Origin of the sequence: Trebonia sp. (genome assembly GCF_049794275.1) — a bacterium.
Classification (GTDB): domain Bacteria; phylum Actinomycetota; class Actinomycetes; order Streptosporangiales; family Streptosporangiaceae; genus Trebonia.
On sequence record NZ_JBARCR010000099.1, the window covers coordinates 1 to 2,892 of the forward strand.

Genomic DNA, 2,892 nt, shown 5'->3' on the forward strand with positions numbered 1-2,892 from the left:
GGCCAGGCCCGCCGGGTCCGCGCCGCCCCGATCGCCAAGGAAGAGCCGACCATCAGGGAACTGGCGCAGCGCCTTGGCACCCCGCTGCCCGTCGGGGCGCGCGGCGTGGCCATGGCGACCGTCCTGCTGACCGACGCAACCGGCCCGGTGTACAACCGGCGCAGCCGCGAGACCCTCACCACCGCGCTCGAGGCCGCGATAGAACAGCTCGACCCCGCGCGGCCGGTCTTCACCTGACCTGCAGACCGGCCGCCGTCGTCACGGCACCGTGTACGCCACCACCTGCGGGAGCCCGCCCCTGGCGGTCGCGGTCTTGTCGGGAGCGCCCGCGGCAACGATCACCGCGTTGCCGGCCACCGCGATCGGCGCGTTCGTCTCAGCGGGCAGCTTCTGCTGGTACACGATCGCGCCGGTGCTCCGGTTCAGGGCGATCAGCTCGCCGGTAAGCAGCGTGGTGACCACCAGGTTGTTGACCACGGTGGCGGCGCCGAGCGGGAAGCTCGCCACCTTCGTGGCCCATTCCACCTTGCCGGTAGCCAGGCTGAGCGCTTCCACTTCCCCGCTGACGCCGACGCCGGCCGAGGCGTCGGCGGTGACGCTCTGCAGGCTGCTGATCGTGAGCGGCAGGTTAATGGTCTCCGCGTAGACGGTGCCGTCCGCCAGCGCCATGTTGGCCAGGATGCCGCCGTACGATCCCGGCGCGATCACGTAGGGCGGCTTCAGGGTGATCTTGTGCTCGAGCAGCAGCAGTGAGTCGTCGTCGTGACCGTTGTGCTCGCCGACCGGCGTCTTCCACAGCAGCGCCCCTGTCTGGGCGTTCATCGCGTAGACGTCGCCCATCTTGCCGCCGCCGATGATCGCCGGCACCCCGCCCACCGTCGCCGCGATCGGCGACGCCTGCATGTCCCAGTCCTTGAAGTCGTTCGGCACGGCCTGGTAATACCAGCGCAGCTTCCCGGTCGCCGCGTCCAGGTTCACCTCGCTGTTGGTGTAGAGCAGCCGGGCCGGCTGCGAGATAGCTGAGCCGAGCGACTGGTACGGGTTTCCTGTCCCGAACGTCACCGTTCCGTCGCCTCCGACCAGCGGCGTCTCCCAGGCGCCGCCCGCCCCGAGGCCGAGCGCCTGCACGCCGGGCGCCGGCCCGGTCAGCGTGTTGAACTTCCACAGCAGCGCGCCGTTCGACGCGTTGAGCGCCATCAGCACCCCGCCGCCAGATCCTGACCCGTAAGCGGTGGACAGGTAAACCCGCCCGCCAGAAACCTGCGGCTGCATCTCGAACGTCCCCTCGCCGCTGCTCAGCAGGCTGCTGTCTGTCCAGGCCGGCTTCCCGGTCGCGGCGTTGAGCGCGAATGCCGCGGTTGCCGTTTGCCCGTACACCCGGCCGTCCGCCACCGCCACCCCATTGGGCCCGGGACCGGTCTTCACCGGGGTGTCCACCTGGTACTCCCACTTCAGCTTGCCGGTGGCGAGGGAGATCGCGTACACGTTGCTGTACAGGTCCTGCATGTACACGACGCCGTCCGCCACGACTGGGTTAGCGGCCAGCGAGCCGGCGCCGTGCAGGTTCGCCGCTCCCTGGCCGGTGAGCTTGAACGCCCACGCCTCCTTGAGCTGGGACACGTTGGCCGCGGTGATCGTCGAGCCCGTGGCGACCCTGGTGTTGGCCAGGTCGCCGTTCGGGTACGGCCAGGACCCTGACGCCGCGGCTGCGTCGGCGAACGTGCTGGTCACCGGCGCGGGCTGGCTTGAGCTCGCGGCGGAGCAGCCAGTGGCGAGCAGGGCCAGGGCCGACGCGGCAACCAGGCCAGAGTAGATACGACGGTGTGAAAAAAGGCTCGCAGTCATCCGATTCACCTCATTTAAAGTGATATCACAATGATAGATCCGTGACATCAGCTTGGTCAACCGTGCAGTCCCCCGCGAAGAACGCGCGGCCACCCTATTGACGGAACCGGCCGCCCCCGCTACCGTGCCGGCACATGACCGATCTCGGCTCGCTCGCAGCGCGGATCGTCGACGGCTCGATCGAGGTTATCGACCTCACGTCGCCGCTGCACGCGGGGACACCGATCCTCCAGCTGCCGCCCCAGTGGGGCCAGACGAACACCTTCCAGCTCGAGGAGATCAGCCGTTACGACGACCGGGGCCCCGCCTGGTACTGGAACAACATCCGCACCGGCGAGCACACCGGCACGCACCTGGACGCGCCGAACCACTGGGTCACCGGCAAGGATCTCGAGGACGTGTCCCAGATCCCGCCGGGCCGGCTGATCGGCCCCGCGGTCGTCATCGATCGCGTCGCCGAGGCGACGAGGAACCCCGACTATCTCCTCGACGCCGGGGACCTCGACGACTGGCAGCAGCAGCACGGCCCGCTGCCAGAACACGGCTGGCTGCTCTTCCGCACCGGCTGGTCCGGCCGCGGCGACGACCCGCGGCGGTTCGCCAACGCCGACGACAAGGGCGCGCACACGCCGGGCATGACGCACGCCGCCGCCAGGTACCTGGCCGCGAGCGACCTGCTGGGAGTGGGCGTGGAGACGGTCGGCACCGACGCGGGCCAGGCCTACGGCTTCGACCCCGCGTTCCCGTGCCATCAGGAGGTGCTCGGCGCGGGCAAGTACGGGCTCACCCAGCTCCGCAACCTCGACAGGCTCCCGGTGACGGGCGCGGTCGTCATCGCCGCCCCGCTGCCGATCGTCACCGGCTCAGGCTCGCCGGCCCGCGTGCTCGCGCTCGTAGAGAAATGACCACCGTCGCCGACGCGGTCGGCGCCGCGCTGGCCCAGGCGGGTGTCAGGACCGTGTTCGGCGTGGTCGGCAGCGGCAACTTCCACGTCACGAACGCGCTGACCGCGGGCGGCGCCCGCTTCGTCGCCGCGCGGCACGAGGG

4 protein-coding genes are annotated in these 2,892 nt (G+C 70.3%); 3 read left to right on the plus strand and 1 reads right to left on the minus strand.

Annotated features, from left to right (window positions below):
* Positions 1–237: hypothetical protein (locus WA805_RS02630; RefSeq protein ID WP_425241564.1), on the plus strand; the 237-nt coding region annotated here is incomplete at its 5' end.
* A gap of 21 nt (positions 238–258) precedes the next feature.
* Here WA805_RS02630 and WA805_RS02635 read toward each other — a convergent pair.
* Positions 259–1,845, minus strand: a complete 1,587-nt coding sequence (locus WA805_RS02635) for a PQQ-binding-like beta-propeller repeat protein (protein WP_425241565.1) — start codon at positions 1,843–1,845, stop codon at positions 259–261.
* A gap of 134 nt (positions 1,846–1,979) precedes the next feature.
* Here WA805_RS02635 and WA805_RS02640 point away from each other — a divergent pair, with 134 nt between their 5' ends.
* Entirely contained in the window at positions 1,980–2,750 is a 771-nt protein-coding gene (locus tag WA805_RS02640) for a cyclase family protein (protein WP_422290853.1), read from the plus strand.
* Positions 2,747–2,892: thiamine pyrophosphate-binding protein (locus tag WA805_RS02645; protein WP_422290855.1), on the plus strand; the 146-nt coding region annotated here is incomplete at its 3' end. The genes WA805_RS02640 and WA805_RS02645, both read left to right, overlap by 4 nt.

Bases quoted from the DNA above. Each gene is read 5' to 3' on its own strand.
- WA805_RS02635 (WP_425241565.1), bottom strand. From the start codon at position 1,845: ATGACTGCGAGCCTTTTTTCACACCGTCGTATCTACTCTGGCCTGGTT.
- WA805_RS02640 (WP_422290853.1), top strand. From the start codon at position 1,980: ATGACCGATCTCGGCTCGCTCGCAGCGCGGATCGTCGACGGCTCGATC.